A 21,719-nucleotide genomic window follows, 5' to 3' on the forward strand; every position below is an offset into this window, starting at 1 on the left:
AGCGGCTCTTAAGTGTCTGTAGGCCATTCAGCACTGGTTTTTGCTTTCACCAAAAAACTTAGAACCATACTCAATAGATATATAAGGGGACTTAGAGTGAACAAGTCGGAACTGATTGATGCTATCGCCGCATCCGCTGATATCCCGAAAGCTGCTGCTGGCCGTGCGCTGGACGCAGTAATCGAATCCGTCACTGGCGCTCTGAAGGCCGGCGACTCCGTGGTACTGGTAGGCTTCGGTACTTTCTCTGTGACTGATCGCCCAGCTCGCACTGGCCGTAACCCACAGACTGGCAAAGCACTGCAAATCGCTGCCGCCAAGAAACCAGGTTTCAAAGCCGGTAAAGCCCTGAAAGAAGCTGTTAACTAAGTTTCGCTCAAGCCTTACCTACCCGGGTCGGACGCAGGTCTGACCTGGCAGCGGAGCGGCAGCTGACCCAAGTATCCATCGGGTCGCCACGCCGGGGGTGTGGGTTCAAACCCCCGTCCGCTCCGCCAGTTACGAGAAGGCGCATCCTCGGATGCGCCTTTCTTCTATCCGGACTCTACCCACGCTCCACGGTTGCCTAATTTTTGAAGATCAACCGTTTCTGGGGGACGCATGCTGCAGAATATCAGGGACAATTCACAAGGCTGGATTGCCAAAACCATTATCGGGATCATCGTCGCATTGATGGCGTTCACCGGTATCGAGGCCATTTTCCAGGCTTCGACCAATAACAAGCAGGACGTGGCCAAGGTCAACGGTGAAGAGATCACCCAAACCGAACTGAGCCAGGCCGTCGACATGCAACGTCGCCAGCTGATGCAACAGCTGGGCAAGGATTTTGATGCTTCTCTGCTGGACGAAAAACTGCTGCGCGAAGCGGCCCTCAAAGGGCTGATTGATCGCAAGCTGTTGCTGCAAGGCGCAGCTGATTCCAAGTTCGGCTTCTCTGAAGCTGCCCTGGATCAAGTGATCCTGCAGACGCCGGAATTCCAGGTGGACGGCAAGTTCAGCCCTGAACGCTTTGACCAGGTGATCCGTCAGCTGGGCTACAGCCGTATGCAATTCCGTCAGATGTTGAGCCAGGAAATGCTGATCGGCCAGGTTCGCGCAGGTATTGCCGGCAGCGGTTTCGTTACCGATGCCGAAGTGCTGGCATTTGCCCGTCTGGAAAAGCAGACCCGCGATTTCGCTACCGTCAACATCAAGGCTGACCCTGCGGCGGTGAAACTCACCGACGACGAGGTCAAGGCTCACTACGACCAGCACGCCAAAGAGTTCATGACCCCGGACCAGGTGGTCATCGACTATCTGGAACTGAAGAAGTCTTCCTTCTTCGACCAGGTCACCGTGAAGGATGATGAGCTGCAGGCTGCCTATCAGAAAGAAACCGCCAACCTCGCTGAACAGCGTCGTGCCGCGCATATTCTGATTGAAGTGAACGACAAGACTACCGACGCTCAAGCCAAGGCGAAGATCGAAGAAATCCAGGCACGCCTGGCCAAGGGTGAGAAGTTCGAAGCCCTGGCCAAGGAGTTCTCCCAGGATCCAGGTTCGGCCAACAATGGCGGCGACCTCGGTTTTGCCGGCCCTGGCGTCTACGATCCTGACTTCGAAACGGCCCTGTATGCCTTGAACAAGGACCAGGTGTCGGCACCGGTGCGCACCACATTCGGTTGGCACCTGATCAAGCTGCTGGGCGTAGAAGCACCGCAAGTGCCATCGTTTGCCAGCCTGAAAGACAAGCTGACCCGCGAGCTCAAGACCCAACAGGTTGAACAGCGCTTTGTCGACGCCTCCAAGCAATTGGAAGATGCGGCATTCGAAGCGTCCGACCTGGCCCAGCCGGCGTCCGACCTGAAGCTGACCGTGCACACCTCCGCGCCGTTTGGCCGTGAAGGTGGCGAAGGTGTCGCGGCCAACCGCGCCGTGGTGACTGCTGCGTTCAGCCCGGAAGTGTTGGATGAGGGTGCCAACAGCACCGCCATCGAGCTGGACCCGGAAACCATCATCGTGCTGCGGGCCAAAGAGCACTTGAAACCTACGCAACTGCCTCTGGAAAGCGTCTCTGCGGCGATCCGCACACAGATGACCAAAGAGCGTGCCAGTGCAGCAGCCAAAGCCCATGCCGATGAGTTGATCGCCAGCCTGCGTGATGGCAAGACCCCACTGAACCAGGCGATTGATGGTCAGGCATGGAAAGTCACTGCAGCGGCTACCCGTAGCCAGGAAGCGATTGACCCTGCGGTGTTGCAAGCCCTGTTCCGCATGCCCAAGCCTGCGAGCAAGGACAAGCCGACCTTCACCACGGTTACCCTGGCTGACGGTAGCCTGATGATCGTGCGCTTGAATGCTGTCAACGAAGCGGCTGCGCCTACGGACGAAGAAAAGGCGCAATACCGCCGCTTCCTCGCTTCCCGTATCGGCCAGCAAGACTTTGCTGCGTACAGCAAGCAGTTGGAAACCAAGGCTGACATCAAGAAGTTCTGATGTTGGTCTGAATAAAGAGCCCCCGGTCTGCAAGGATCGGGGGCTTTTTTATGCAGCAGGCCCCGTCCTGTAAGGCTGTGACGTTTTACCGACAGGAATGCGCGCGCCAGGACCCCGTTCTGTTGCACAATACCGCCCTGACTGCTTTCCTCAGGATTTTCGATGTCGACATCATTTCACTTGCGTAGCCTCGGGCTGGCGCTGGTGCTGGCGGGCGCCGCGGGCTGCTCGTCACCCAAGACCGCCATTTATGAACATGAGAATTTCGACGATTCCGGTACGTTCTCCCGGGATTACCCGGTCAGTGACGTGGCAGCCTGCGAGGCCGCACGGCGCGCGCTGTTGAGCCAGGGCTACATCATCACCAGCAGCGATCCTAAGTTGGTCGTGGGTAACAAGAGTTTCCAGCAGACTGGCGAGACCCACCTGCAGATCAGTTTCAATGTGGTGTGCGCCGATGATGGCAAAGGTAATAACCACTCGACGATGTTTGCCAACGCCTTGCAGGACCGCTACGCGTTGAAGAAGGTCAACAACTCCGCAAGCCTCGGCGTGGGTGTGTTGGGCTCGGTGTCGATGCCGATTGGCTCCACCGATGACTCGATGGTGAAGGTGGCGAGCGAGACGGTTTCGGCGCCGAAGTTTTATGAGCGTTACTTCTCGCTCGTGGATGTATTCCTGCCGCAAGAAGTGAAGAAGGCCGCGCACATTCCAGAGACGCCGAAGGCGGAGCTGGGCGTGCCGGAACCGAAAGCGGCGCCGGTTGCTGAAAAAGTCGAGGCGCCAAAGGAAGTACCGGCAGCGCCTGCCGTTTCGGAGCCGGTTGCCACGCCACCCGAGGCGGCACCGATTGCCCCGACAGCGGAACCGGCCCCAACGCCTGCAGCTGATCCTGCACCTGCGGCGACCAATCCCAAACTGCCGGCGCCAACAGAGGCGATTCCGCCCCTGCCAACTCCTTCGCAGTAACGTTGACCGCTGCGGGGTTCGTCTCTTCGACGTTCATCCCGTAGCGGCTCAAGCCTCCACGCGCTCCTTCGCGACCGATCATTCATACGCCAGCGGCTCAACGCCGCCAGCGCGATGAAGTGCGGGTGCCCGCCTCAAAGCCCTGATGCTAAATCTGCTCAGCGCTGCTGCGTTTTATCTTGAAGTGCAGGAACGTCACGACGCCGACATTTTTTCGTCATCACGGCACTTTAGGCTGGCTGTGCAGGTCATTTATTGACAGCCGCTTTAAACCAACAAGGAGTCCGCCATGGACGATTACCAAGAAGAACTGCTGGAGTACCACGCGTTTGAATTGGATCCGCTGGATCCGGTCGATGACGCAACCGAGCTGTAAGACCGACTTCAGGCGGAATGCCGCTGACTGCGGCGAAATTCCCCTGGGGTCTGGTTGTTCCACCGCCTGAACGCCCGTTGAAAGGCCTGGGCTGAGGCAAAACCGAGCAAATAGGCGATCTCGCCGAACGCCAGTTCCGTATCGCGAATGTAGGTCATGGCCAAGTCGCGGCGGGTATCGTTGAGAATCGCGCGAAACTGAGTGCCTTCTTCGGCCAGTTTGCGCCGCAGTGTCCAGGTAGGCAGCTTCAAGCGTGCCGCCACTTCTTCCAGGTCGGGCTCCCGGCCGCCATTGAGCATCGGCCCGAGCAACCGGGTAATGCGCTCACGCAGGCTGCGGGTGCGGGTCAACTGCTCCAATTCGTGTTCACATAACTTCAACAACAGGTGCCAGGTACTGGGGCAGTGCTGCGGGTTACGCAAGGCCAGGGTCTGCTGGTTGAGGCGCAGTTGATTGGCGTCGGCGCCGAAGTGGACCGGGCTGTCACCGAGTACACCGTACTGTTCGCTGTACGCCGGGGCTTCAAACTCGATGTCAATGCGCTGTGCCTGCACCGGTTGCTGCGCCACGCTCGACAATTGCTGCAGCCAGCCGGCGATGATCGAATCCACCACAAAGCGGTTGTAGGCGTTGTAAGGGCTGATGGAATAGAAACGCAGCCAGGCGCCTTCGGTATCTTCGTGAAAGCTCGATTGCCCGCGATAGTTGGAGCCGTACAGCGCTTCAAAACGGGTCAATGTGCGGGCCGCTTCTCGCACGTTCGGTGCCTGTGCGGCAGTCACCCCTGCCAGTCCAGCCTGGCTCAGGCGACTCAGTTGGCCCATGCGCAGCCCCAGGCCAGGGTCGCCGGTCAGTTGGATGGCTGCGTGGCCCAGGCGCATGTAGCGCGGGATCGACAGGCGCGCCCCCGCTTCGGCGAGGCGCGCCGGGTCCAGGCCGTATTGCAGCAACAGCGGTTGCGGGTCCAGGCTATGGCTTTGAATGGCGTCCGCCAGGGTGTGCACGAAGCCCACCGAAAGATCGCCCAGGCGCACCGGCTTCACGGCGCTACAACCAAATATTCAGCAGGCGCGCGCCACGGGCGTCGTTGCCTGTGATGACGTGCCCGTTGCCGCTGAGGAAGCTGTGCCCGGCGGTGCCCAGGTCCCAGAACTGCCCGCGCAGGAATACGCTCATTCCGGCGCTTGCCTGGCTGATTGGCTGTTGGCTGATCAGGGTGAGGCGGCGCCAGGCTTCGCCTTCACTGAGTTCTTCGGGCTTGAGGCTGATTTCGGGCGGCGTTGAAACGCTTTTAAAGCCGCGCCATGGGCGCTCCCAGGTGTCGCGGCCGGTCACAAAGGCTGGCACTGCGACCAGTTGCGCGCCTTGCTCGTTGAGTTTGCGGTAATTGTCCGGGTACCAGCTGTCGCTGCCGATCAGGATGCCCAGGCGTCCGGCCGGGGTGTCGACCACGCTGACGATGTTCTCATCGCCCGGTTCGATAAAGCCGCGCTCGTCGTAGATCGGGTAGAACTGGCGCTGTGGCTGGCCTACCGGCAAACCGTCCGCGCCAAACACCAGGCTGGCGTTATACAGCGCACCCTGACCGACCTGCAGTTGCCCCTGGCTGACACTCGGGTTGGGCAGGGCGATAGAGCCGGCCACCAGCGTAACCCCGAATTCTTTGGCCAGGCCGCCGAACAGCACCTGATAGTCGCGGGCCATGGCCGGTGCTTTCATGCGCAGGTAGGCGTCGTCCATGCGGTTATCGCCGGTGGCGCTGATCCAGGCGCGGGCGAATTGCAACGGGTTGCTGGCCGACAGCCAATTCATCGCGTCTTTCAGATGCACCGCCTGGTACAGCTCGTTCTTCTCGCCGCTGAGCATCAGCCACGTGCCGATGTGTTCCGGCAGCACGACGATGGTCTTGTCGTTGATCAAGCCTTTGTCCCGCGCTTTTTGCAGGTAGGCCGCGAGCTTCAGGTGCAGGCGTTCCAGGCTTTGGTAATCGGCGGGAAACAGCTCTGGCTGGATACCCAGCAAGTTACCGCGATCGGCGGGTTGGCCTTCGTTGATAGCCAGGGTGATGCGCAGGTCCGACAGGTAATGCGCCACAGGGCGCTCCTGGGTCCAGACCAGATACGCGGCGACGGCGGCAACCAGGGCCATGGTGACGGTGAACGCTAGAAGTTTACGCATGGGGCAACAGACAACAGACCGGGTGCAGGGTTCGCCGACTAGGGTAGGGCCCAGGCAGCGGCTTGCCAAGGGGGCGCTGTGCATTTGGATCAATAACTTGTCAGTTTCAGTCATTGAGCGGTAGTCCATCGCCTCTTAGTCTGTGGGACATAAACCGATGGCGCGCCGTTCGAGCGCGTCACGTCCCGTGATGATCCGTTGTGGAGCTGTACCATGACCGCTGCTGCCTACCCGCACTTGCTGGCCCCGTTGGACCTGGGTTTTACCACCTTGCGCAACCGCACCCTGATGGGCTCGATGCACACTGGCCTGGAAGAAAAACCCGGTGGTTTCGAACGCATGGCCGCCTATTTTGCCGAGCGCGCCCGTGGCGGCGTCGGCCTGATGGTCACCGGCGGTATCGGCCCGAACGATGAAGGTGGCGTGTACGCCGGTGCAGCCAAACTGACCACCGACGAGGAAGCACAAAAGCACAAGATCGTGACCCAGGCGGTGCACGAGGCGGGCGGCAAGATCTGCATGCAGATCCTCCACGCCGGCCGTTATGCCTACAGCCCCAAGCAGGTCGCCCCCAGCGCGATTCAAGCGCCGATCAACCCGTTCAAACCCAAGGAGCTGGACGAGGAGGGCATCGAGAAGCAGATCCAGGATTTTGTCACCTGCTCGCTGCTGGCCCAGGTCGCCGAGTATGACGGCGTCGAAATCATGGGCTCCGAAGGCTACTTCATTAACCAGTTCCTCGCCGCCCACACCAACCACCGCACCGACCGTTGGGGCGGCAGCTACGAAAACCGTATGCGCCTGGCGGTGGACGTCGTGCGTCGAGTGCGTGAAGCCGTGGGCCCGAATTTCATCATTATTTTCCGCCTGTCGATGCTCGATCTGGTGGAAGGCGGCAGCTCCTGGGAAGAGATCGTGCAGTTGGCCAAGGCCATCGAGCAGGCCGGTGCGACCCTGATCAACACCGGTATCGGCTGGCACGAAGCGCGTATCCCGACCATCGCGACCAAGGTGCCGCGTGGTGCATTCAGTAAAGTCACCGCCAAGCTACGCGGCTCGGTGAAGATTCCGCTGATCACCACCAACCGCATCAACACCCCGGAAATCGCTGAGCAGATCCTCGCCGAAGGTGATGCCGATATGGTCTCGATGGCGCGGCCGTTCCTGGCCGACCCGGAGTTCGTCAACAAGGCCGCTGCCGGCCGTGCGGATGAAATCAACACCTGTATCGGCTGCAACCAGGCCTGCCTGGACCACACGTTTGGCGGCAAACTGACCACCTGTCTGGTCAACCCGCGGGCGTGCTACGAGACCGAACTCAACTACCTGCCGGTGAAACAGATCAAGAAAATTGCCGTGGTCGGTGCCGGTCCTGCCGGGCTGGCGGCGGCCACCGTGGCGGCTGAGCGCGGTCATCAAGTGACGCTGTTCGACTCCGCCAACGAGATCGGCGGCCAGTTCAATATCGCCAAGCGTGTACCGGGCAAGGAAGAGTTTTTTGAAACCCTGCGCTACTTCAAACGCAAGTTGCAGACCACCCACGTCGAGCTGTGCCTCAACACCCGCGTGGATGTCGCGCAACTGGCGGCGGGCGGGTATGACGAAATCATTTTGGCCACTGGCATTGCACCGCGCACCCCGGCCATCCCGGGTATCGATAACGCCAAGGTGCTGAGCTACCTGGACGTGATCCTTGAGCGCAAACCGGTGGGCAAGCGCGTTGCGGTGATTGGCGCCGGCGGTATCGGTTTTGACGTCTCCGAGTTCCTGGTGCATGAAGGCGTGTCCACCAGCCTGGACCGCGAAGCGTTCTGGAAAGAGTGGGGCATCGACACCCAACTGCAAGCCCGTGGTGGCGTGGCGGGCATCAAGCCCCAGCCCCATGCACCGGCGCGCGAAGTGTTCCTGCTGCAACGCAAGACCTCCAAGGTCGGCGACGGCCTGGGCAAAACCACCGGCTGGATCCACCGCACGGGCCTGAAGAACAAGCGGGTGCAGATGCTCAACAGCGTCGACTACTTGAAGATCGATGACCAAGGCTTACATATCCGCATCGGCGCCGAGGGTGAGCCTCAAGTGCTGGCGGTGGACAATATCGTCATCTGCGCCGGGCAGGATCCGCTGCGCGAATTGCACGATGGCCTGGTCGCAGCGGGCCAGAACGTGCACCTCATCGGCGGTGCCGATGTGGCGGCCGAGCTGGATGCCAAGCGCGCCATCAACCAGGGCTCGCGTCTGGCTGCCGAGCTATAAGGCGACGCAAGGGGGCGGTGATAGACTACCGCCCCGTTTTTTATTCAGATGCTTGCTGATGGGTCCTTTCGACTGGCTTCCTCGCGCTCCACTTGAACCCTTGCTGCTGGATTGGCTGAACGGGGTCGAGTTGGCCGTGCTGCGGCTGGACCGTATCGACCCACTTATCAGCGGCAACAAGTGGTTCAAGCTCACCCAACACCTGGCCGACGCGCAACAAGCCGGTGCCGCTGGACTCATCAGCCTGGGTGGCGCTCATTCCAACCATCTGCACGCGCTGGCGGCGGCCGGCAAGCGGTTTGATTTCCCCACCGTCGGCCTGTTGCGCGGCCATCCTCAAGACACGCCCACCATCCTTGATCTGAAAGCCTTCGGCATGCAGCTGCACTGGCTGGGTTACGGCGGTTATCGCGCGCGTCATGACGCCGGTTTCTGGCTGCCGTGGCGTGAACAATATCCCCATCTCTATCCCGTGCCCGAGGGCGGCGGCGGACGGGCCGGTGCAATGGGTTGCGGGGTGTTGGTCGAGCAGGCGCGCGAACAACTGAACACGCTCGGTTGGGCTGATTACGACGCATGGTGGTTGGCGGCGGGCACCGGCACCACACTGGCCGGGTTGGCGCTGGCAGAGGCGGGCGTGCATCCGGTGTTCGGTGCCTTGGCGGTACCGGATGATCACGGGGTTGCGCAGAATGTGCAGGCCATCGTGCAGCATGGCTATGAACTGCTGGACGCGAGCCGAGGCGGTTTCGCCAAGGTCGACCCGTTATTGCTCAATTTTATCCAGGCCACGGAGCAGGCATGCGGCCTGCTGCTGGAGCCGCTTTACACCGGCAAGGCCTTGCTGGCATTGAAGCAACAGATCGAGGCGGGACGCTTCGCCCCCGCCACTCGCTTGATCTTCGTGCACACCGGCGGCCTGCAAGGCCGCCGGAGCATGCAGGGTTAGCGCTTGGGCATCATGCGAAACACAGTGTTATCGCGCATGAAGTAATGGTGGTACAGGCCGGCCAAGGCATGCAGGCCGATCAGCCAATAACCGACGGTGCCTCCCAGCTCGTGCCATTCTTTGATCTGCTTGGACAGGTCTTTGTTTTCGCCAATCAAGGGCGGCAACTCGATCCCGTAGAACATCACGGAATGGCCTTGGGCACTCACGATCAGCCAGCCGAAAATCGGCATGCCGATCATGAACACGTACAGCGCCAGATGCATCAGTGTCGCCAGCAACGATTGCCATTGTGGCGGTGCCGGCACGATCTTCGGTGCAACGCCCAAGGTACGGGCAAACAGGCGCAGCCAGACCAGCACAAACACCGTCAGGCCGAACATGTAGTGCATTTCTACAATCAGGGCCCGCCCGCCACTGCCTTTGGGAAAGATCCCGCGAAACTCAATGCAGGCGTAAACCACCGCCAGCAGCACCACCATCAACCAGTGCAGTGCAATCGACATGGTGCTGTAGCGCGTATCGGAATTTTTCCACGGCATCGCTTTCTTCCTCACTCATCAGGGCAAACCTCCGTTCTTTGGCGACGGAGTCCTATTACTGTAAGCCTGTTTTGGCGGGTTTGCCCGGTGCGAATGCCGTTGTATTGACCTCTATCAGTGGCTTTGCGGCATTTCACCGCGGGCCAGGCGCTGGTTGATGTCGCTAATCACCGCCGGCAGGTCGGTAATGGTGTCGATCAGGTAATGCGGGCGCGAGCCTTTGAACATCGCCTCGATACGCTTGCGCTCGCTGGCCAGGGTGTCCTGGTCCAGCGCACGAAACTGTTCGTAGTTCAGGCCCAGGGCATTGCCCGAGCAGGTCAGGGCCACGGTCCACATTCCGGCGCGGCGTCCTTCGAGGATGCCCGGCACGGTGTCATCGACCTTCACGCACGCCGCCACATCGTCAATACCCAGGGCGATCACGTTGGCCAGGGCCTGGGCCGGCCACGGACGGCCGTTGGGCACTTCGTCGGTGGCAACTACGTGGTCGGCGATGTAGCCATTGATAGCGGCCAGGGCGACCACCTTGTCCATGACTTGCTTGGGGTAGCCGGAGCAGGAGCCGATCTTGATGCCTTGAACGCGCAGCCGGGCGAGGGTGTCGAGGGCGCCGGAGATGAGGGCCGAGTGCTCGGCGATCTTCTCGATCTGCAGCGGCATGAAGCGTTGGTAAATGGCAGTGACGTCGTCATCCGTCGGCGTGCGGCCGAAGGCCTTGCGGTAACGCTCGGCTACCTGCGGCTGGTCGCAGAGTGTGCGGATATGGTCCCACTTGCCCATGCCCATCGGGCCGCGGGCTTCATCGATGGAGACTTGCACGTCGAACTCGGCGAAGGCTTCGACAAAGATCTGCGTGGGGGCGAAGGAGCCGAAGTCGACCACAGTGCCGGCCCAGTCGAGGATCACGGCCTGCAAGGTGGTGGGGTTTTGATAGTTCATGGCTGAGATCCAAAAGATGAAAGGTTGATGTGCATGGCGTGCAGTGCCTGGGCGATGGCCGCGACGGCGGCGCGCATCTCGGCCGTGTCGACATGGCCGATGCAGCCCACGCGAAAGGTGTCTACTTCGGTCAATTTGCCGGGATACAGGATGAAACCCTTGGCCTTGACGCGCTCGTAGAACGCCTTGAACTGGTAACGCGGGTCTTGTGGGGCATGGAAGGTGACGATGATCGGGGCCTGGATCGCCGTGGGCAGGAAACTGCGCAGGCCAAGTTCGGCCATGCCGTCGAGCAATGCCTGGCAGTTACGGGCGTAACGTTGATGGCGCGCGGGCAGGCCGCCTTCCTCAACGTATTGCAGCAGGGCTTCGTGCAGGGCCGCGACCACATGGGTCGGTGGCGTGAAACGCCATTGGCCGGTCTTGGCCATGTAGCTGTGTTGGTCGAACAGGTCCATCGCCAGGGAGTGGCAGTTGCCTTGGGCGGCGGCCAGCGCCTGTTTATCGGCGAACACAAAACCCATGCCTGGCACGCCTTCCAGGCATTTACCTGACGCTGCGATCAGCGCGTCGAACCGCACCTCGCGGGCATCGATCGGCAGCGCGCCGAAGGAACTCATGGCGTCGATGATCAGGCGCTTGCCGTGGTTTTTAACCACGTCGGCGATCTGCGGCAGCGGGTTGAGAATGCCGGTACTGGTTTCACAGTGGATCAGCGCTACATGGGAAATGGCCGGGTCGGCGCGCAGCAGGCGGTCCACATCGGCGGCGGCGGTGGGTGCGTCTTCGGCGGTTTCGAAGGTGCTGAAATCGCGGCCGAGCACTTCGCAAATCCTGGCCAGGCGCTTGCCGTAGGCGCCGTTGATCAGCACCAGTACCTTGCCATCACGCGGGACCAGCGTGCCGATGGCGGCTTCGACCGCGAAGGTGCCGCTGCCTTGCAACGGCACACAGTCATGGCTGTGGCTGGCGTTGAGGATCGCCAGCAGTTGCTCGCACACACTGGCGGTGAGTTGGTTGAAGCGCTCGTCCCATGAACCCCAATCCACCATCATCGCCTGGCGCGTGCGGGCGGACGTGGTCAGTGGGCCGGGTGTGAGCAGGATCGGCGCGGTGCTGGTCATCTGAGGTCCTCGCGGGCATTGGGTTGACTCTAAGGCGCCTAAATTGCAGTTTGGCTTGTCATCAATCAAATTGTTTGTTGTTATGCGAGCTATCAGTGAGGCCGATAGCTATGAATTTGTTCCAACTGCGCGCATTCGATGCCGTGGCCCGTGAGGGCAGTTTTACCCGGGCGGCGGCGCGGCTATTCATCAGCCAGCCGGCGGTGACCGGGCATATCAAGGCGCTGGAAGAGCACTACCAGATCCCGCTGTTGCGCCGTACGGCACGCCGGGTGGAATTGACCGAGGAAGGCACACGCCTGGCGGCGATCACCCGGGCGATCTTCGGCCTGGTGGACGAGGCACAGACCCTGCTGGAGGCCAATCGGCAATTGCTCGCCGGGCGCCTGGAAGTCGCGGCGGACGGCCCACACCTGGTGATGCCGATGATCGCGCGGCTGCGCGCACGCTACCCAGGCATTACCGTCAACCTGCGTCTGGGCAATGCCCAGGAAACCCTGGCGGCGCTGCTGTCGGAGCATGCCGATGTGGCGGTGCTCACCGAGGTGGAGCCGCGCAGTGGCTTGCATCTGCAGCCCCTTGATGAATCGCGGATCTGCGCCTTGGTACCGGCCGGGCACCCTTGGCTGACCGACCCGGCAGGCATTCGCCTGGAGCAATTGCACGACGTGATCATGGTGCTGCGCGAGCCCAGCTCCATCACCCGTCGCACTTTCGACAGCGCTTGCGCGATCGCCGCTGTGCAGCCCAGGGTGTTGCTGGAACTGGACAGCCGCGAGGCCGTCACCGAAGCCGTCGCCGCTGAACTGGGGGTGGGGGTGGTGTCGTCGATGGAGGTCAGCCGTGACCCGCGGGTGCATGCCATTCCCTTGCAGGGCGAGGGGCTGGTGAACCGGCACATGCTCGGTTGCCTGGAGCGACGCCGCTCATTGCGCCTGATCCAGGCGTTTTTCGAGTTGGCGTCTTGACGGTTTTTTGGTGGAACGATGGGTTTTTGCGCTATAAACTCTGCCCCCAAAGCGCCGGCCAGTAGACGTCTCGGCGCGATGGACAGGAAGAGAGTGAGTCATGGGCGCACAGTGGAAAGTCAAACATAAAGAAGCGGCATCCAATGCCAAGGGCAAGATTTTCGGCAAGCTGGTGAAAGAAATCACCATCGCCGCCCGCAACGGTGCCGACACCGCGACCAACGCCCACTTGCGTCTGGTGGTGGAGCAGGCCAAAAAAGCCTCGATGCCCAAGGAAACCCTGGAGCGCGCCATCAAGAAAGGCGCCGGCCTGCTGGGTGAAACCGTGCAGTACCACCGCGTGACGTACGAGGGTTTCGCTCCGCACCAGGTGCCGCTGATCGTCGAATGCGTGACCGACAACATCAACCGTACTGTTGCGGAAATCCGTGTAGCGTTCCGCAAGGGCCAATTGGGCGCATCCGGCTCTGTGGCGTGGGACTTCAACCATGTGGGCCTGATCGAGGCGTCGCCGGACAGCCCTGACGCTGATCCGGAAATGGCCGCCATTGAAGCGGGCGCCCAGGATTTCGAAGACGGCGAAGAAGAAGGCACCACCTTGTTCATCACCGAAACCACCGACCTCGATGCCGTGCAAAAAGCGCTGCCGGAGCAGGGTTTCACCGTGCTGTCGGCCAAGCTGGGCTATATCTCGAAGAACCCGGTGAGCGGGTTGACCGATGAGCAGATGGCCGAAGTCGAAGCCTTCCTGGAAGGCCTGGACAACCACGATGACGTGCAGGATATGTTCGTCGGCCTGGCCGGCTGATTTGTAGCTGAATACATGCAGTAAAAATGTGGGAGCGGGCTTGCTCGCGAATGCAGTGTGTCAGTCGCCAGATCAGCTGACTGACACGCCGCATTCGCGAGCAAGCCCGCTCCCACATTGGTTTAGTGGTTTGGCAGAGACCTCAGCAGCGCTTCGATTTCTTCGAAGCCCGGTCGCGCTAACACATCCGGTTGGCAGCATCGTTTCTGCAGGTCTACCAGCCCCTCGTCGTTGAACTCAGTCTCGATCCGCTCCAACAACTCCCCAAGCAACACCCCAAACGCGCGCACTTCGATGCGCTGCAATGCCCTGGTTTCCAGGGTGTCCGCCGTGGCATGGAAAGACGCCGCGCCAAAGTCCCCGAGCAAGCAATCGCCTGCTGCATTCCACAGAATATTGTGGCCGTACAAATCGCCATGGGTGATGCCGTGCCGGTGCAAGTGCGCCGCCACCGAGGCGATGCCACGCGCCATGCGCAAGGCCACATCGACGCTGAAGCGAGTCGTGGGCTCGTAGATATCGCGCGTGCAGGACGCCAGGCTGGGCAATGCGGCGAGGTTGCGGTAGCTCGGGTCGATCAGGTCCATGACCAGCGCGGCTTGATTATCAGGGTGACCTTTGATGCGGCCTTCTACCTTGATCAGGTTGGGGTGCAACCCGGCAGCGATGCAGGCCTGCATTTCATGCAGCGGTGAACCGTCGCTGGTGATCGTGCCTTTGTACAGTTTTACCGCGACAGGCAAGGCTTGCGGCTTCCACAACGCTTTGCGAATGATCCCCGAGGCGCCTTCGCCCAGCACTTCGCCCAGGTCCAGTTCTGACCAGGGAATGTTCGGCGTCACGTCATCAGCGGCCACGTCCACCGCCATTTCCACCGGGTTACCGGCATAGGCCAGCCACGTCAGGCTTGGCAGCGTCAGCAGCCATTCCGGCAGTTGGGTCAGACGGTTGGAGGCGATGCGGATCAGCTCCAGGTTTTTGCAGTTGGCCAGGCTCTCCGGCAGGTGCGCCAGATGGTTACCGGCCAGCATCAGTTTTTGCAGCAACGGCCGCTCGCCCAATTCGCTGGGAAGTTGGCTGATGCAGTTGTCGGTGAGTATCAGCCAGCGCAATTGCGGCGGCAGCGCGGCGGCGGGTACATGGCTGATCTGGTTGGCCTTGAAGCCGATCATGCTCAACTTGGCGCACTGGCCCAGGCATTCGGGCAGTTCGGTAAAGGCGTTGTCCGAGCAGAACAGCACCCGCAAGTGCGACAGGCGATGCAGGTCGTCCGGCAGGCTGCTCAGGGCGTTACCCGTGAGGTTGAGGATTTCCAGGGTGTCGGCCAGCTCGAAGATTTCTTGCGGGAATTCGGTCAGCCCGCAGGCCAGGTCCAGGCGCTTGGTACCGGCCAATTGGCCAGTCTTGAGTTGGTCGAGGGTATTCATGAACGGCGCGGTCACTCGGCAATAGGGTGTAAAAGGCGCTCATGATACCGGGTCGGGCGCACGTTGCGGGCAGACGGTTTGCAATTGGTTCAGGCGGCTGGCGGTGCGGGCGAGGTCGATGGCCTGGCCTTCCAGAGATTCGGTCAACGGCTGTTGGCCGATCAGGGTCAGGCGTTTGTCCTGGTCGTAGAGCACGTCTACCAGGTTGATAAAACGCTGCTGCACAGCGATTGGACACTCTGCCAGTTGCGGCAGGCCATCGATAACCCAGTGGTCGAAGTCCGCGCATAGCAGCAGGTAGTCCATGACCGCCGTGAGCTGTTCGCACAGGTCGTTGAAGGTGAACACGATAGTGCGCGCCTGATGGCTGCGGCACACGAGCTGCCGGTTGCCGACCCTCAGGGCGTGTGCCGGGCCCTGTGTGGCGGGCAGCCCGAGCGCTTCACGCTGGGCGACGTTACCCGGCCATACATACTGGCCGCCGGTAAAACGCTGCTCGGCATGGGCCTGGGGCAGGCTGCGAAAGTCCTGGGGTGAACTGACTTCCAGCACCTCCATACGCGCCGCGATCAGGTCAATTACCGGCTTGAACCGCTCGTGGTACAGCGGATTGGGCAGCAACCCTTCGGGCGCATAGTTGGAGGTCACCAGCACCAGCACGCCGCGCTGGAACAAGGCCTTGAACAACCGACTGATGAGCATGGCATCGCCGATGTCGTGGACGTGGAATTCGTCGAAACACAACACCCGGCAACCCGCCAGCAGCTCATTCAGGGTGGCGGCCAGGGCGTCGTCATGCTCACGGTGCTTGAACATGCCCCGGTGCAGGCGGGCAAAAAAAGTGTGGAAGTGCACACGCTGTTTTTCGGCAATCGGCAGCGCCTGGAAAAAGCCATCCAGCAGCCAGCTTTTGCCACGTCCCACGGGGCCATACAGGTAAAGGCTACGGGTGGGCTGCCCGGCAAGCAGGTGCTGGGTCTCGCGGGCGAGGGCGGTGATTGCCCGGGTTTGGCCGGCACTGAGGATATAGCCCTGCTGCTCGGCCTTTTTCTGAAAAAACCTCGGGATCGGGGACGCGTCCGGGGTATCCGTTTTTTTACCGAGCAGACGCTGAATCAAGGAAAGCACAGCCAATGCGGTTCACTCTGTATTTCTGTGGTCCCTTACTTTAGGGCGCCCGCTGTGATTTGACCAATAGAGAACGGCGCCGCCAGCTATCTCGAAAAAGCATGGTGGGCGGGTAAACCTGAGCGAACTGGCGGTTTATCGTTAAATGACTGATCTCATACACAGTTGTCACCCCTGTATAAGGAATTGGGGCTGTGAAGGGACGAGCAGTATTGGCAGTAATGGGCGCCATGCTCTGTAACACGTTGTACGCTGCGCAACTTCAGGTTGAGGTGCGCATCGACGTGCAGCGAGGTTGCCAGTTGGTGGGAACCACCCGCAGTGCTGGCATCGAGCAACTTGGCGTACTGGATTTCGGCAGCGGCCCGCGTCTGGACGACCCGGCCGGTCCCCTGAGTGCGGCCCTGATCAGCCAGCGCCAGCCGCGTCTGGAATGCAACCCTGATACACCTTATCAAGTGCGCGTGGATGGTGGCCTGCATGGCGGCACCGGCGAAGTGCGCTACCTGACCAGCGCCACGTCTTCCACCCAACCCATTCCCTATCGTCTCTACGCCGACGCCGCGCGGCGTATCCCCTTGCCCGTGAATGAGCCACTGAGCGGCCGCGTGCCGGATTCCGGCAGCGTCGATCTGCCGTTGTATGGCCGCATTGAATCGCTCAAGGACATTCCTGCCGTCGGTCGCTACAGCGACCTGCTCAAGGTCACGGTCACATGGTAAGCCGGGGCTGGGCCCTTGTGGCGATGGGCGGCCTGTTGCTGCTGGCCGACGACGTCCAGGCGGCTGTCAGCGGGCAGATCCACGCACGCCTGGTGATCACTGCCAGTTGCCAGGTGAGCAAAGGCATTGAGAGCGCACCGGTCAGCCCTTCGGGCGGCGGCGCATTGCTCGACTTCGGCAGCCAGGGCCCGACGTGGAGCAACCCGTTGGGCGCCGCTGTGACTGACGGCGCCAGTGCGCCGCTGTCGGTGTCGTGCAACCCGTCGGTGGTCAGCAGCTTCACGGTGACGATTGACGGTGGCGCCCACGGTGACGGCACCACGCGACGCCTGAGCAACGGGCGCCAGACCATTGCATATCGGCTGTCCGCTGATGCGCTGGGCCAAAGCGCCTACAGCATCGGCCAACAACGCAATTTCGTCGTGACCAAGGGCACGCAAGTACCGATCCCGGTATTCGGCTCGGTGGTGGCGAATACCAGGGCCCTACCGGCCGGCATCTACACAGACACCCTGACGGTGACTCTGGATTGGTAAATCATGAGGATGAACATCATGCATGCACTCGTATCGAAAGCAGTTTTTCCATTGATCGCGCTGGTGTGGGTGTCGGGCGCGCAGGCGGCCACCGTGGCCGGCACCGTGAGCGCGACCCTGGTGCTGACCAGCAGTTGCCAGGTCAATGGCGCGGCGGCGACCGGCGGGATGAGCTTCGGTAACTTGAACTTCGGTACGGCCAATAGCCTGTTCACCGAAGCCGACGGCCAGGTGTTGGGCGGAGGTGGTGGGGCGTTGTCGATTCTGTGCTCGGCAGGTACCTCGCCGACGTTGACGGTGTCTGCCGGTGCCAATGACGGCAAGTCCACAGGCGGCGCGCGGGCCCTGTATGACGGCGTCGCCAACTACGTGCCCTACGATCTCTACACCGACAGTGGTCATTCGAATTTGCTGGCAATCGGTGGGGTGATCAACCTGGCGCCCAGTACCGGTGTGGCTCAAGCCGTGAACATTTACGGCAAGGCCAATGGTAAGGCGGGACTGCCAGCCGGTACTTACACCGACACGGTTAACGTGACCCTGACGTTCTGAGTGCCATGAGCCGGGCAGCGTGGGCGGTGGTGGTGTGCATAGGCTGGGGAATGCCGGTGTCACTGCAGGCGGTGACGAGCCAGTCGTTCCAGGTCAGCGCGACCATCACCCCCGGCTGCCTGGTGGTCGGGGGCGGCACTAATTACGGCAGCCTGGCGTTCGGCACGTATTCGGCACTGGCAACCAGCACGGCGTCCGTCGCGCTGACCGGCGGCGTGACCCTGCAATGTACGCCGGGGGTTGCGCTGAGCATGACGGTTGATGGCGGTTTGCATAACAACAGCGGGCGCCGCATGCAGCTCACTAGCGGCAGTGCTCAGGTGGCCTATCAGCTTTTTCGGGACGCGGCCTTCAGCCAGAGCCTTGGGATCAGCCAAAGCGTCAGCGTGGCCTACAGCAATGCCGCGAGTATCACCTTGCCAATTTATGGGCGAGTGCAGTTACCGGGTAATCAGCCTGGGGGGACGTACAGCGACACGTTGCAGGTGCAACTGTCGTGGTAAAGCGATTGGCAATGAGGAGTAAGACCTATGTATTCAGCTTCCCGGCACTGGTGGGCAGCAGGTTTGAGCGGGTTGTTGGCGTTAGCGGCGGGGCAGGCCCAGGCGGCCAGTTCGGTGCTGATCTGGCCGATTGATCCGGTGTTGGAGGCTGATCAACAGGCCAGCGCACTGTGGCTGGAAAATCGCGGCACGGAGACCGCCAACCTGCAAATCCGCGTGTTTGCCTGGTCCCAGAGCGGCTTCGATGAGCAGTACCAGAACCAGCGCGACGTGATCGGCAGCCCGCCGGTGGCGAAAATCGAACCGGGCCAGAAGCAATTGGTGCGCTTGACCCGTACCAAACAAGTGCCACCGGGCCAGGAGCTGGCCTATCGCATCATCATCGATGAGATCCCCTCGGCCACCCCTGCGCCGGCCCCTGCGGATGGCAAGACCGCCGCCGCGATCCGCTTCCAGATGCGTTATTCGGTGCCCTTGTTCGCCTATGGCCCAGGCCTTTGGAGCAAGGTTGACGGTACGCGCGATCGCGACCCCAAGAGCGCCGGCAAACCTGACTTGAGCTGGAAGAAAGTCACGGTGGGCGGGCGCAACTACGTCGAAATGCGCAACCAGGGCGCCGTTCACGCGCGCTTGACCGATGCCACATTCAAGCAGGGCGGCCAACCTCGTCCGCTGGTGGAAGGCTTGATGGGGTATGTACTGCCGGGTGCGACCATGCGCTGGCCAGTGCCGGATGGACTGGCGGCCGATCAGCCGCTGCAGGTACGAGTCAATGGTGCAACGCAATTGGAGAGCCTTGCGCCGGGGCGGTAAAGCAGTGTGGTAGGGCACGGAATAGCCCTTGATGTTAACGGATGGAGACGTCCATTGATGGACACAAAGCCTTGGTGAGCCACGATCGGGCTCGATGTCTATGGCGATCGGTGTGGGTGGTGAGTGGCCTCTGCGGGCTGGTGCTTGCGCCGCCGGGCGCCGCCGCGCCGTTGCCGCCCCCTCCCAGCAGTATGGAGGCTGTTGCCGATGCACAGTTATTCCTGGAACTGGTGGTCAACCAGAGGGACACCGGCCGCGTGGTCGCCGTCAATCAGCGCGCCGGGCAGCTGTTTTTGCCGGCGTCGGTGTTGCAGGAAGTCGGCATGAAACTGCCGGGTGAGGTCCCCGCCGAGGTGGCGCTGGAAAATCTGCCAGGCCTGCACACCGATTACGACAGCCAGGGCCAGCGCCTGATGCTCACGGTGCCGCCTGCCTGGTTGCCGGAGCAGTTTATCGGCAGTCGTGACAATTACCCGCGTACCCAGGCGCTGACCAGTTTCGGTGCGTTGCTCAACTACGACGCCTACCTCAACGATACGGATGACGCGGGCACCTATCTCGGCATCTTCAACGAAGTCAGGCTGTTCGATACCTGGGGCACCTTGTCCAATACCGGCCAGTACCGCACCACTATTGGCCGGGAGACCGTTGGCAGCAGCCTGGACAATGGCTATCGGCGTTATGACACCACCTGGCGATTCTCCGACGATGAACGCCTGTTGACCTATGAAGCGGGCGACGTCATCAGCGGTGCCTTGCCCTGGAGCACCTCGGTGCGCCTGGGCGGGGTGCAAGTGTCGCGGGACTTTGCAGTGCGCCCGGACCTGGTCACTTACCCCTTGCCGCAGTTTGCCGGGGAGGCGGCTGTGCCGTCGTCGGTGGACCTGTTTATCAATGGTTATAAGTCCAGCAGCGCCGATCTGCAGCCTGGCCCCTACACCCTCACCAACGTGCCGTTTATCAACGGCGCCGGGGAGGCGGTGGTGGTCACCACTGATACGCTGGGTCGGCAGGTCTCAACCACAGTGCCGTTCTATGTCACCAGCACCCTGTTGCAAAAGGGCTTGTCAGACTTCTCGGTGGCGGCCGGTAACCTGCGCCGCGATTACACCGTGCGCGATTTCGGCTACGGCCCCGGCGTGGCCAGCGGCACCTTTCGTTACGGGCTGTCGGACGCGTTTACCCTGGAAAGCCACGCCGAAGCCTCCAGTGACCTGACCCTGGGCGGTGTGGGCGGCAACCTTCGCGTCGGCAACTTCGGCGTGCTCAATACGGCTATCAGCCAAAGCCAGTATGACGGCCGGACAGGCCAGCAACTGAGCCTGGGCTACCAATACAGCAACCAGCGTTACAGCCTGTCGTATCAGCGCGTGGAGCGGCGCGATCAATATGCTGACCTGAGCCTGATCGACACCCCCTACGCCAGCCTCAGCAAGCGCAGCCAGCAGGCGACGTTGAGCCTTAACCTCAACGAGTTCGGCAGCCTGGGCGTGGGCTATTTTGATGTGCAGGCGGCCGACAACTCTCGCACCCGCCTGGTGAACATGACCTGGAGCAAGCCGCTGTGGCGCAACAGCAGTTTTTACCTGTCCGCCAACCATGAAGTCGGTGACAGCAGCTGGGCGGTGCAGGCCCAAGTGGTGGTGCCCTTCGACGTCTACGGCAGTCTCAGCCTGGGCACTGAGCGCAGTAAAACCGGGCAAAGCCAGCAGCGGGTCAATTACAGCCGTGCGGTACCTGCCGAGGGTGGCGTGGGCTTCAACCTGGGATACGCCAGCGGCGATGGGCCGGCCTATCGTCAGGCTGACCTGACCTGGCGCCTGCAGTCGGTGCAGTTGCAGGCGGGTGTGTATGGCAGCAGCGATGCGCAAACCCGTTGGGCGGACGCTACCGGGTCGCTGGTGTGGATGGACAACCAAGTGTTCGCCGCCAACCGCGTCAACGATGCGTTTGTGGTGGTGAGTACGGATGGCGTGGGTGGCGTGCCGGTGCGCTACGAAAATCAGGTCGTGGGCGAAACCGATCGCAACGGCCACCTGTTGGTGCCGTGGACCAGTGCCTACTACCGCGCCAAATACGAGATCGACCCGCTGAACCTCCCGTCCAACGTGCAAGTGCCGAATGTGGAGCAACGGGTTGCCGTGCGCCGGGGCAGCGGCTACTTGCTTGAGTTTCCGGTGCGCCGGGTGCTCGCGGCGAGCATCACGCTGGTCGATGCCCAGCATCAGGATTTGCCCCTGGGCAGCCAGGTACGCCATGAACAAAGCGGTGCACTGGCGGTGGTGGGTTGGGACGGCCTGGTGTACCTGGAAAACCTGGTGGCCCATAACACCTTGCAAGTCACGGTGGGCGACGGCCAGACCTGCCAGGCAACGTTCGAGCTGGATACCACGCAAGAGCAAGTGCCGCTGATCGGGCCACTGGTGTGCCAATGACATAAGGAGTGTGCGAGTG

The 21,719-nt window shown here is 61.5% G+C and carries 20 protein-coding genes; 13 read left to right on the forward strand and 7 right to left on the reverse strand.

Annotation, left to right across the window (positions count from 1 at the left end; genetic code table 11):
• The first annotated feature begins 96 nt into the window (after positions 1–96).
• From ACI77D_RS12820 to ACI77D_RS12830, 3 genes are all read left to right on the forward strand, one after another.
• Positions 97–369 (forward strand): HU family DNA-binding protein, encoded by a 273-nt coding sequence (locus ACI77D_RS12820; protein ID WP_003174819.1) that lies wholly within the window; start codon positions 97–99, stop codon positions 367–369.
• A gap of 231 nt (positions 370–600) precedes the next feature.
• On the forward strand, positions 601–2,475 hold the full coding sequence (locus tag ACI77D_RS12825; RefSeq protein ID WP_407016699.1) for a SurA N-terminal domain-containing protein: 1,875 nt from the start codon (positions 601–603) through the stop codon (positions 2,473–2,475).
• Positions 2,476–2,637: 162 nt separating this feature from the next.
• The gene (locus ACI77D_RS12830) at positions 2,638–3,444 is read left to right on the forward strand and encodes a DUF2242 domain-containing protein (RefSeq protein WP_064453003.1); all 807 of its coding nucleotides are present in this window, start codon (positions 2,638–2,640) and stop codon (positions 3,442–3,444) included.
• 384 nt (positions 3,445–3,828) lie between these two features.
• Here the strand turns inward: ACI77D_RS12830 and ACI77D_RS12835 are convergent, their stop codons facing one another.
• A complete protein-coding gene (locus tag ACI77D_RS12835; RefSeq protein ID WP_407016700.1) occupies positions 3,829–4,863 on the reverse strand; it encodes an AraC family transcriptional regulator in 1,035 nt (344 codons plus the stop codon).
• Positions 4,864–4,867: 4 nt separating this feature from the next.
• Positions 4,868–5,998 carry a carbon-nitrogen hydrolase family protein gene (locus ACI77D_RS12840; protein ID WP_221295133.1) on the reverse strand — a complete coding sequence of 377 codons (1,131 nt, stop codon included), beginning with the start codon at positions 5,996–5,998 and terminating at the stop codon, positions 4,868–4,870.
• Positions 5,999–6,211: 213 nt separating this feature from the next.
• Between ACI77D_RS12840 and ACI77D_RS12845 the strand changes: the two genes are divergently transcribed.
• Entirely contained in the window at positions 6,212–8,251 is a 2,040-nt protein-coding gene (locus ACI77D_RS12845; protein WP_262665342.1) for an NADPH-dependent 2,4-dienoyl-CoA reductase, read from the forward strand.
• Positions 8,252–8,309: 58 nt separating this feature from the next.
• Positions 8,310–9,200 carry a 1-aminocyclopropane-1-carboxylate deaminase/D-cysteine desulfhydrase gene (locus ACI77D_RS12850; RefSeq protein ID WP_064452999.1) on the forward strand — a complete coding sequence of 297 codons (891 nt, stop codon included), beginning with the start codon at positions 8,310–8,312 and terminating at the stop codon, positions 9,198–9,200.
• Here the strand turns inward: ACI77D_RS12850 and ACI77D_RS12855 are convergent.
• The 3 genes from ACI77D_RS12855 to ACI77D_RS12865 form a co-directional block, all read right to left on the reverse strand.
• A complete protein-coding gene (locus tag ACI77D_RS12855) occupies positions 9,197–9,742 on the reverse strand; it encodes a cytochrome b (RefSeq protein WP_064452998.1) in 546 nt (181 codons plus the stop codon). The two genes, ACI77D_RS12850 and ACI77D_RS12855, sit on opposite strands and share 4 nt — an antisense overlap.
• Positions 9,743–9,856: 114 nt before the next feature.
• Positions 9,857–10,684 (reverse strand): phosphonoacetaldehyde hydrolase, encoded by an 828-nt coding sequence (phnX, locus tag ACI77D_RS12860; protein WP_407016701.1) that lies wholly within the window; start codon positions 10,682–10,684, stop codon positions 9,857–9,859.
• Positions 10,681–11,808, reverse strand: coding sequence for a 2-aminoethylphosphonate--pyruvate transaminase (locus ACI77D_RS12865; RefSeq protein ID WP_221295132.1), 1,128 nt, complete (start codon positions 11,806–11,808; stop codon positions 10,681–10,683). The genes phnX and ACI77D_RS12865 overlap by 4 nt, the downstream gene beginning before the upstream one ends.
• A gap of 110 nt (positions 11,809–11,918) precedes the next feature.
• Here ACI77D_RS12865 and ACI77D_RS12870 point away from each other — a divergent pair, with 110 nt between their 5' ends.
• Both ACI77D_RS12870 and ACI77D_RS12875 read left to right on the forward strand, forming a co-directional pair.
• Positions 11,919–12,776 (forward strand): LysR substrate-binding domain-containing protein, encoded by an 858-nt coding sequence (locus tag ACI77D_RS12870; RefSeq protein ID WP_064452995.1) that lies wholly within the window; start codon positions 11,919–11,921, stop codon positions 12,774–12,776.
• A 100-nt stretch (positions 12,777–12,876) separates the two neighbouring features.
• Positions 12,877–13,584 carry a YebC/PmpR family DNA-binding transcriptional regulator gene (locus ACI77D_RS12875; protein WP_064452994.1) on the forward strand — a complete coding sequence of 236 codons (708 nt, stop codon included), beginning with the start codon at positions 12,877–12,879 and terminating at the stop codon, positions 13,582–13,584.
• Positions 13,585–13,706: 122 nt separating this feature from the next.
• Here the strand turns inward: ACI77D_RS12875 and ACI77D_RS12880 are convergent, their stop codons facing one another.
• Together ACI77D_RS12880 and zapE are read right to left on the reverse strand one after the other, a co-directional pair.
• Positions 13,707–15,011: a protein kinase gene (locus tag ACI77D_RS12880; RefSeq protein WP_128587890.1), complete on the reverse strand. Its 1,305-nt coding sequence runs from the start codon at positions 15,009–15,011 to the stop codon at positions 13,707–13,709.
• A 39-nt stretch (positions 15,012–15,050) separates the two neighbouring features.
• On the reverse strand, positions 15,051–16,145 hold the full coding sequence (gene zapE / locus ACI77D_RS12885) for a cell division protein ZapE (RefSeq protein WP_407016702.1): 1,095 nt from the start codon (positions 16,143–16,145) through the stop codon (positions 15,051–15,053).
• Between the two features lie 224 nt (positions 16,146–16,369).
• Here zapE and ACI77D_RS12890 point away from each other — a divergent pair, with 224 nt between their 5' ends.
• The 6 genes from ACI77D_RS12890 to ACI77D_RS12915 are packed head-to-tail and all read left to right on the forward strand — an operon-like array spanning position 16,370 to position 21,700.
• Positions 16,370–16,861 carry a spore coat U domain-containing protein gene (locus ACI77D_RS12890; RefSeq protein WP_407016733.1) on the forward strand — a complete coding sequence of 164 codons (492 nt, stop codon included), beginning with the start codon at positions 16,370–16,372 and terminating at the stop codon, positions 16,859–16,861.
• Positions 16,855–17,397, forward strand: a complete 543-nt coding sequence (locus tag ACI77D_RS12895) for a spore coat U domain-containing protein (protein ID WP_221295130.1) — start codon at positions 16,855–16,857, stop codon at positions 17,395–17,397. The genes ACI77D_RS12890 and ACI77D_RS12895 overlap by 7 nt, the downstream gene beginning before the upstream one ends.
• 18 nt (positions 17,398–17,415) lie before the next feature.
• Positions 17,416–17,949, forward strand: a complete 534-nt coding sequence (locus ACI77D_RS12900) for a spore coat U domain-containing protein (protein ID WP_064454965.1) — start codon at positions 17,416–17,418, stop codon at positions 17,947–17,949.
• Positions 17,950–17,999: 50 nt separating this feature from the next.
• Complete coding sequence (locus tag ACI77D_RS12905) at positions 18,000–18,452, forward strand: spore coat U domain-containing protein (RefSeq protein WP_221295129.1); 453 nt, start codon at positions 18,000–18,002, stop codon at positions 18,450–18,452.
• Positions 18,453–18,479: 27 nt separating this feature from the next.
• Positions 18,480–19,265, forward strand: coding sequence for a molecular chaperone (locus ACI77D_RS12910; RefSeq protein ID WP_221295128.1), 786 nt, complete (start codon positions 18,480–18,482; stop codon positions 19,263–19,265).
• Between the two features lie 41 nt (positions 19,266–19,306).
• Positions 19,307–21,700, forward strand: coding sequence for a fimbria/pilus outer membrane usher protein (locus tag ACI77D_RS12915; RefSeq protein ID WP_407016703.1), 2,394 nt, complete (start codon positions 19,307–19,309; stop codon positions 21,698–21,700).
• Positions 21,701–21,719: the final 19 nt, after the last annotated feature.

The organism is Pseudomonas sp. O39 (genome assembly GCF_045447295.1).
GTDB lineage: Bacteria > Pseudomonadota > Gammaproteobacteria > Pseudomonadales > Pseudomonadaceae > Aquipseudomonas > Aquipseudomonas antarctica_A.

What these genes read in the sequence shown, in the direction of transcription:
- phnX (WP_407016701.1), bottom strand. Translation starts at nt 10,684, where the DNA reads ATGAACTATCAAAACCCCACCACCTTGCAGGCCGTGATCCTCGACTGG.
- ACI77D_RS12890 (WP_407016733.1), top strand. Translation starts at nt 16,370, where the DNA reads ATGCTCTGTAACACGTTGTACGCTGCGCAACTTCAGGTTGAGGTGCGC.
- ACI77D_RS12910 (WP_221295128.1), top strand. Translation starts at nt 18,480, where the DNA reads ATGTATTCAGCTTCCCGGCACTGGTGGGCAGCAGGTTTGAGCGGGTTG.
- ACI77D_RS12880 (WP_128587890.1), bottom strand. Translation starts at nt 15,011, where the DNA reads ATGAATACCCTCGACCAACTCAAGACTGGCCAATTGGCCGGTACCAAG.
- ACI77D_RS12900 (WP_064454965.1), top strand. Translation starts at nt 17,416, where the DNA reads ATGCATGCACTCGTATCGAAAGCAGTTTTTCCATTGATCGCGCTGGTG.
- ACI77D_RS12905 (WP_221295129.1), top strand. Translation starts at nt 18,000, where the DNA reads ATGCCGGTGTCACTGCAGGCGGTGACGAGCCAGTCGTTCCAGGTCAGC.
- ACI77D_RS12825 (WP_407016699.1), top strand. Translation starts at nt 601, where the DNA reads ATGCTGCAGAATATCAGGGACAATTCACAAGGCTGGATTGCCAAAACC.
- ACI77D_RS12875 (WP_064452994.1), top strand. Translation starts at nt 12,877, where the DNA reads ATGGGCGCACAGTGGAAAGTCAAACATAAAGAAGCGGCATCCAATGCC.
- ACI77D_RS12855 (WP_064452998.1), bottom strand. Translation starts at nt 9,742, where the DNA reads ATGCCGTGGAAAAATTCCGATACGCGCTACAGCACCATGTCGATTGCA.
- ACI77D_RS12895 (WP_221295130.1), top strand. Translation starts at nt 16,855, where the DNA reads ATGGTAAGCCGGGGCTGGGCCCTTGTGGCGATGGGCGGCCTGTTGCTG.
- ACI77D_RS12915 (WP_407016703.1), top strand. Translation starts at nt 19,307, where the DNA reads ATGGAGACGTCCATTGATGGACACAAAGCCTTGGTGAGCCACGATCGG.
- ACI77D_RS12870 (WP_064452995.1), top strand. Translation starts at nt 11,919, where the DNA reads ATGAATTTGTTCCAACTGCGCGCATTCGATGCCGTGGCCCGTGAGGGC.
- ACI77D_RS12840 (WP_221295133.1), bottom strand. Translation starts at nt 5,998, where the DNA reads ATGCGTAAACTTCTAGCGTTCACCGTCACCATGGCCCTGGTTGCCGCC.
- ACI77D_RS12850 (WP_064452999.1), top strand. Translation starts at nt 8,310, where the DNA reads ATGGGTCCTTTCGACTGGCTTCCTCGCGCTCCACTTGAACCCTTGCTG.
- ACI77D_RS12845 (WP_262665342.1), top strand. Translation starts at nt 6,212, where the DNA reads ATGACCGCTGCTGCCTACCCGCACTTGCTGGCCCCGTTGGACCTGGGT.
- ACI77D_RS12865 (WP_221295132.1), bottom strand. Translation starts at nt 11,808, where the DNA reads ATGACCAGCACCGCGCCGATCCTGCTCACACCCGGCCCACTGACCACG.
- ACI77D_RS12830 (WP_064453003.1), top strand. Translation starts at nt 2,638, where the DNA reads ATGTCGACATCATTTCACTTGCGTAGCCTCGGGCTGGCGCTGGTGCTG.